The 5,499-nt window shown below is 65.2% G+C and carries 8 protein-coding genes; all 8 read right to left on the reverse strand.

Annotation, left to right across the window (positions count from 1 at the left end):
• On the reverse strand, window positions 1-465 hold a 465-nt coding region (gene thyA / locus QM612_RS01765), incomplete at its 3' end, for a thymidylate synthase (RefSeq protein ID WP_415252181.1).
• Window positions 465-1,346: a prolipoprotein diacylglyceryl transferase gene (gene lgt, locus QM612_RS01770; protein WP_415252182.1), complete on the reverse strand. Its 882-nt coding sequence runs from the start codon at window positions 1,344-1,346 to the stop codon at window positions 465-467. The genes lgt and thyA, both read right to left, overlap by 1 nt.
• Window positions 1,347-1,505: 159 nt before the next feature.
• On the reverse strand, window positions 1,506-2,009 hold the full coding sequence (locus QM612_RS01775; RefSeq protein ID WP_415252183.1) for a TPM domain-containing protein: 504 nt from the start codon (window positions 2,007-2,009) through the stop codon (window positions 1,506-1,508).
• A complete protein-coding gene (locus QM612_RS01780) occupies window positions 2,009-2,905 on the reverse strand; it encodes a TPM domain-containing protein (RefSeq protein ID WP_415252184.1) in 897 nt (298 codons plus the stop codon). Before QM612_RS01780 ends, QM612_RS01775 begins: the two co-directional genes overlap by 1 nt.
• A gap of 12 nt (window positions 2,906-2,917) precedes the next feature.
• Window positions 2,918-3,556, reverse strand: a complete 639-nt coding sequence (locus QM612_RS01785; RefSeq protein WP_415252185.1) for a LemA family protein — start codon at window positions 3,554-3,556, stop codon at window positions 2,918-2,920.
• A 74-nt stretch (window positions 3,557-3,630) separates the two neighbouring features.
• Entirely contained in the window at window positions 3,631-4,380 is a 750-nt protein-coding gene (locus QM612_RS01790) for a TerC family protein (protein WP_415252186.1), read from the reverse strand.
• Window positions 4,381-4,412: 32 nt separating this feature from the next.
• Window positions 4,413-4,793 carry a diacylglycerol kinase gene (locus QM612_RS01795; RefSeq protein ID WP_415252187.1) on the reverse strand — a complete coding sequence of 127 codons (381 nt, stop codon included), beginning with the start codon at window positions 4,791-4,793 and terminating at the stop codon, window positions 4,413-4,415.
• A 266-nt stretch (window positions 4,794-5,059) separates the two neighbouring features.
• On the reverse strand, window positions 5,060-5,499 hold a 440-nt coding region (locus QM612_RS01800; RefSeq protein WP_415252188.1), incomplete at its 5' end, for an ABC transporter permease.

Consider the following 5,499-nt stretch of genomic DNA (forward strand, 5'->3'; position numbering starts at 1 on the left):
GACCACGTAGAACTGGAACAGCGAATGGCAGGGCATCAGCGCCATCTTCGGCAGGTCGGCCACGTTCCACGCGGACACAATCAACCGGCGCGAATCGGGGTTGCGCTTGATCTCGTCGATCAGCCACGCGATCTGGTCATGGGTTTCGCCGTTTGCGCCTTCCCAGCTGCGCCATTGCTTGCCATACACCGGGCCAAGCTCGCCATCGGCATCGGCCCATTCGTCCCAGATGCTGACCTTGTGGTCGCGCAGGTAGGCGATGTTGGTGCTGCCCTGCAGGAACCACAGCAGCTCGTGGATGATCGAGCGCAGATGCAGCTTCTTGGTGGTGACCAGCGGGAAGCCTTCGCGCAGGTCGAAGCGCATTTGCCAGCCGAACACGCTGCGGGTGCCGGTGCCGGTGCGGTCGGATTTCTCCGCGCCGTGTTCCAGCACGTGGCGCAGCAGGTCGAGGTATTGGCGCATCAGCGAGGCTCCGGCATCAGCGTCGGCGAGGAATGCGACTTCCACAGCCAGAACAGGCCCAGCAGGATCAGCGGCAGGCTCAATACCTGCCCCATCGTCACCCAACCGAAGGCCAGATAGCCAAGCTGCGCGTCAGGTTCACGCACGAACTCAACCAAGAAGCGGAAGCCGCCATACAACAGCGCGAACAGCCCGGACAGCGCATAGCGCGGACGCGGCCTGCGCGAATACCAGACCAGCACGCAGAACATCACCAGCCCTTCCAGCGTGGCCTGATACAGCTGCGAAGGATGCCGCGCGAAGCTGTCAAGCATGCCGACATCAAACTGCGCCTTCAGTGTGGCGGCATCCATCGACGCAAACGGTTCCGGCAGCGTGCGCGGAAACACCACGCCCCAGCCATCGAAGGCCGTGCCCTGCGTCGGCTTGCCCCACAACTCGCCGCCGATGTAATTGCCGATACGGCCGAAACCCAGCCCCGCCGGCACCAGCGGCGCAACGAAATCCACGGTATCGATGAAATGCAGGCGTTGCCGGCGCGACCACCAGGCAATTGCCGCCAGCACGCCCAGCAGGCCACCGTGGAAGCTCATGCCGCCTTCCCAGACCTTGAAGATCATCAGCGGGTTGGCGAGGAACGGGCCGAAGTCGTAGAACAGGATGTAGCCGATGCGCCCGCCCAGCACCACGCCCAGCATGCCGTAGAACATCAGGTCGCCGAAGCCGTTTTCATCCACGCCCGGCAACCGCCCGGCGCGCACGCGGCGACGGCCCAGCCACCACGCCACCGCAAAGCCCAGCAGATACATCAGGCCGTACCAGTGGATTTTCAGTGGCCCGAGCGAAACGGCGATGGGGTCGATCTGGTGTAGGTAAGGCATTTGCCTATTGTGCCGCAGATGCGGGGTTTCGCAGCGATGGCGAAGCCGTCGGGTGGACCGCGCAGCGGCATTTCGAGCCGCGTAGCGAACACCCGGCGGCAGGCACCATCGCGATGCCGGCGCGTGGCATTGGCGCAGCACGCATCAAGCAGGCATGCATCAAAGCAGCACGGGCTGGTTGGGCAACTCGTCCTCGTCCGGCCTGCTCGGATCCTGCGGGAAGTGTTCCGCCAGCAGGTCGCCAATGGCCTCGATGCCGGCCACCACGCCATCTGCATGTTCCCCGGCGCGCAGGCGCGCTTCCATCAACTCGCAGACGCCGCGCCATTGCGCATCGCTGACCACATCGTGCAAGCCGCGATCGGCCACGATCTCGATGCGGTGGTCGGCCAGCAGCAAGTAAATCAGCACACCGTTATTGGCCTCGGTATCCCAGACCCGCAGCCTTGCAAACGCATCCAGCGCGCGTTGCCGCGCCTGCACGCCGCGCAACACGTCACGCAGCGGCAAGGCGGCTTCCACCGCGAAGCAGATTTCGCCGGCGTGGCAGGTTTCGCTCACCGTGATCGCCTGCGCGATGCGCTCCATCGCATCCGGCGGAAAGCGCCCCTGCGCGCCGCCAGTGAACATGTGCGCCCACAGCCGCCTGAAGGTGCCGGCCATCACCAGCTCCCCGAGGCGCCACCGCCCCCGGACATGCCGCCGCCACCCGACCAGCCACCACCACCGCCGAAACCGCCGCCGCCCCAGCTTCCGCCAGAACCGCCGGAATAACCGCCCCAGCCACGATGCCGCGCGAAGCGCCCACCGCCGCCGCCACCGCCAGAGGCCATGCCGAGGAAGAAGCCGATCAGCGCGCCAAGCCCGCCCACCGTCAACGCAGCGGAAATCAGCCAGGCCACGCCGCCGCTGGCGCCACCGCCGAGCAGCGCGCGGATGCCGGCGGGCAGTGGATTGAGGAAGGCACGCGCGGCCTGCCCGACGATGAAGGCGACGAACAGCGCCAGCACCCAATCCCCGCCGCGATCCGGGCCGGTGGGATGCTGCGCCAATGGTTCCGGCAGCGGTTCGCCATCGACGAGCTTCACCAGTTGCGCTGTGGCATCGACAACACCGCCGGCGTAGTCGCCTGCGCGGAACTTCGGCACCAGATATTCCTGGATCACGCGGCCTGCGGCGATGTCGGGAATCGCGCCTTCCAGTCCGTAACCAACTTCGATCTTCACCTTGCGGTCGTCTTTCGCCACCACCAGCAGCACGCCGTCGTCAATGCCCTTGCGCCCCAGCTTGAATGACTCGAACGCGCGCACCGCGTACTGCTCGATGGTTTCCGGCTGCGTGCTTGGCACCATCAGCACCTGCAACTGCGCGCCCTTGCGTTGCTGCAAATCCAGCGCCTGCTGTTCAAGCTGCTGCCTGGTCGCCGCATCCAGCGTGCCGGTGGTATCGACCACCGGCGAAGCCAGGGCAGGAATCGCCGCCTGCTGCGCGCCTGCCGACCACGGCAGGCACAGCAGGGCAATCAACAGCAGAACCTGCGCGGCGAGCCGCTGCGGCATCGTCTTGCCGGATCAGCCAGCCGGTGCCGGCTGCGGAGCCGGTTGTGATGCAGGTGCCGGTGCAGTGCCGAAATCCACTGTCGGGGCATCCTGGATCTGCGCCTCGTTCTCCACCGTGAAGTTCGGCTTCGGCTTGTGGCCAAACAGCTTCGCAGTGAGGTTGACCGGGAACTGGCGGATGTAGGTGTTGTAGTCCTGCACCAATTGGATGTAGCGCCCGCGCGCCACGGTGACGCGGTTCTCGGTGCCTTCCAGCTGGGTCTGCAGGCCGATGAACTGCTGGTCGGCCTTCAGGTTGGGATAGGCCTCGGTGACCATCATCAGCCGGCTCAGCGCCTGGCTCAGTTCGCCCTGCGCAGCCTGGTACTTCGCCAGGGATTCGGCATCGTCCGCATTGACGTTGATCTGGCTGACCTTGGCACGCGCCTCGGTCACCGCGGTCAGCACCTGCTGCTCGTGCGCGGCATAGCCCTTCACCGTGGCGACCAGATTGGGGATCAGGTCGGAACGGCGCTTGTACTGGTTCAGCACCTCGGACCAGCCGGCCTTCACCGCCTCGTCCTTCGACTGGATCTGGTTGTAGCCGCAGCCGGACAGCAGCAGCGCCAGCAGCAGCAACAGCCCGCCACGTACAAATCGGATTCCACGCATATCACACCCCTCCACGGAAGAACAAACAGGAACAGTGACCCGCACCCGCCGTTAAAGGCGCGTGCAGGCCACCCTCACCACTCGCCGGCACCCGGCACGTGGTGCTCGGCAGCCTTGCGGCGCATCAGCAGGTTGAGGGTTTCCACCATCACCGAAAATGCCATCGCGAAATAGATGTACGGCTTGGGGACGTGCAGGTCGAAACCGTCCAGGATCAGCACCGCGCCGATCAGCAGGATGAAGGCCAGCGCCAGCATCTTGATGGTCGGGTTGGCGTCGATGAAGCGCCCCAGCGGATTGGCCGCCAGCAGCATGATCGACACTGCCAGCAGGATGGCGAACACCATGATCGGGATGTGTTCGGCGATGCCGACGGCGGTGATGACCGAATCCAGCGAGAACACGATGTCGATCACCGCGATCTGCGCGATCACCATCCAGAACACCTGCGAGCTCTTGGTGGTGCGCGGGTCTTCGTCCTCGCCGCCGCTGATGAGCTCGCGGATTTCCATCGCGCCCTTCACCAGCAGGAACACGCCGCCCACGATCAGCACCAGGTCACGGATGGAGATGCCCATGCCGGCCACGGTGAACAGGTCTTTTTCCATCCTTGCGAGGAAGGCCAGTGACACCAGCAGGCCGATGCGGGTGATGCAGGCGACCGCGATGCCGAACCTGCGGGCCGATGCGCGCTGGTGCTCGGGCAGCCGCCCGACCGCAATCGAAATGAACACAAGATTGTCGATGCCCAGCACGATCTCCAGTGCGCTCAGCGTCACCAGGGTCAGCCATGCATCGGGGGAAGCCAGAAAACTCAGGTCCATCGGTTCTCGTCTCTTCGCGCACCATTGCGCGGTTACAGGTAGCGCGGGCCCACGATCAATGCCCACGTCAGGATCACGTTCATCATCAGCACGAACACCGCTGCCGAACCCATGTCCTTGGCGCGTCCCGCCAGTTCGTGGCGTTCCGCACCGTAACGCTCGATCACCGCCTCGATCGAGGAGTTCAGCAGTTCCATCGCCATCACCAGCAGGCAGCTGCCGATCAACAGCGCGCGTTCCACGCCGGTCTGCCCCAGCATCCAGCCCAGCGGGCCGACCACCACGAACAGGCAGACCTCCAGCCGGAACGAGGACTCGTGCAGCCACGCCGCACGCAGCCCCTGCAACGACCATGCAGCAGCCCGCATGATGCCAACCGGACCGCGCGGCAGGTGTCCGTACGAATCAGCCATGCGCGCGTGATGGAAACAGGGCGGGCATGGCGAAATCGGGAAGCGGCATCGGGCGGCGCAACCGGGCAGGCATGGCGGGCATTTTGCCATACCGACCGGATCGATCTTCGTTAAAAAGCCGCGAAAGCCCCCGCATCCGCCTTCGGCACCTTCTCCCCGCAGGCGGGGGAGAAGGTGCGCAGGATGTCACTGCTGCCGCAGCGCCTCAAACCTGTAGGGCCGAGCTTGCTCGGCACATCCCGATGTATGCGGAGCAAGCTCCGCATCTACTGCGAGCGCAGCGCCTCGATGGGATCCAGCAAGGATGCCTTGCGCGCCGGGTAGTAGCCGAAGAACAGGCCGGTGCAGATCGAGAACCCCGCCGCCAGCAGGATCACCTTGGCGTTCAGCTGCACCGGCAACTCGCCCAGCTTGCTGAAGATCAGCGCCCCCACCACGCCAATGGCAATGCCAATCACCCCGCCGATCAGCGAAATCAGCATGGCCTCGGCCAAAAACTGCCGGCGCACGTCGGACGGCCCCGCGCCCACCGCCATGCGCAGGCCGATCTCGCGGATGCGCTCGGTCACCGACACCAGCATGATGTTCATGATGCCGATGCCGCCGACGATCAGCGAGATGGTCGCCACCGCGCCCAGCAGCAGCGACATCAGCTTGGTGGTGGCGGTGCGCGTGGCGACGATCTCGGAGATGTTGCGGACGTTGA

This window comes from Thermomonas sp. (assembly GCF_047606765.1).
Taxonomy (GTDB): domain Bacteria; phylum Pseudomonadota; class Gammaproteobacteria; order Xanthomonadales; family Xanthomonadaceae; genus Thermomonas.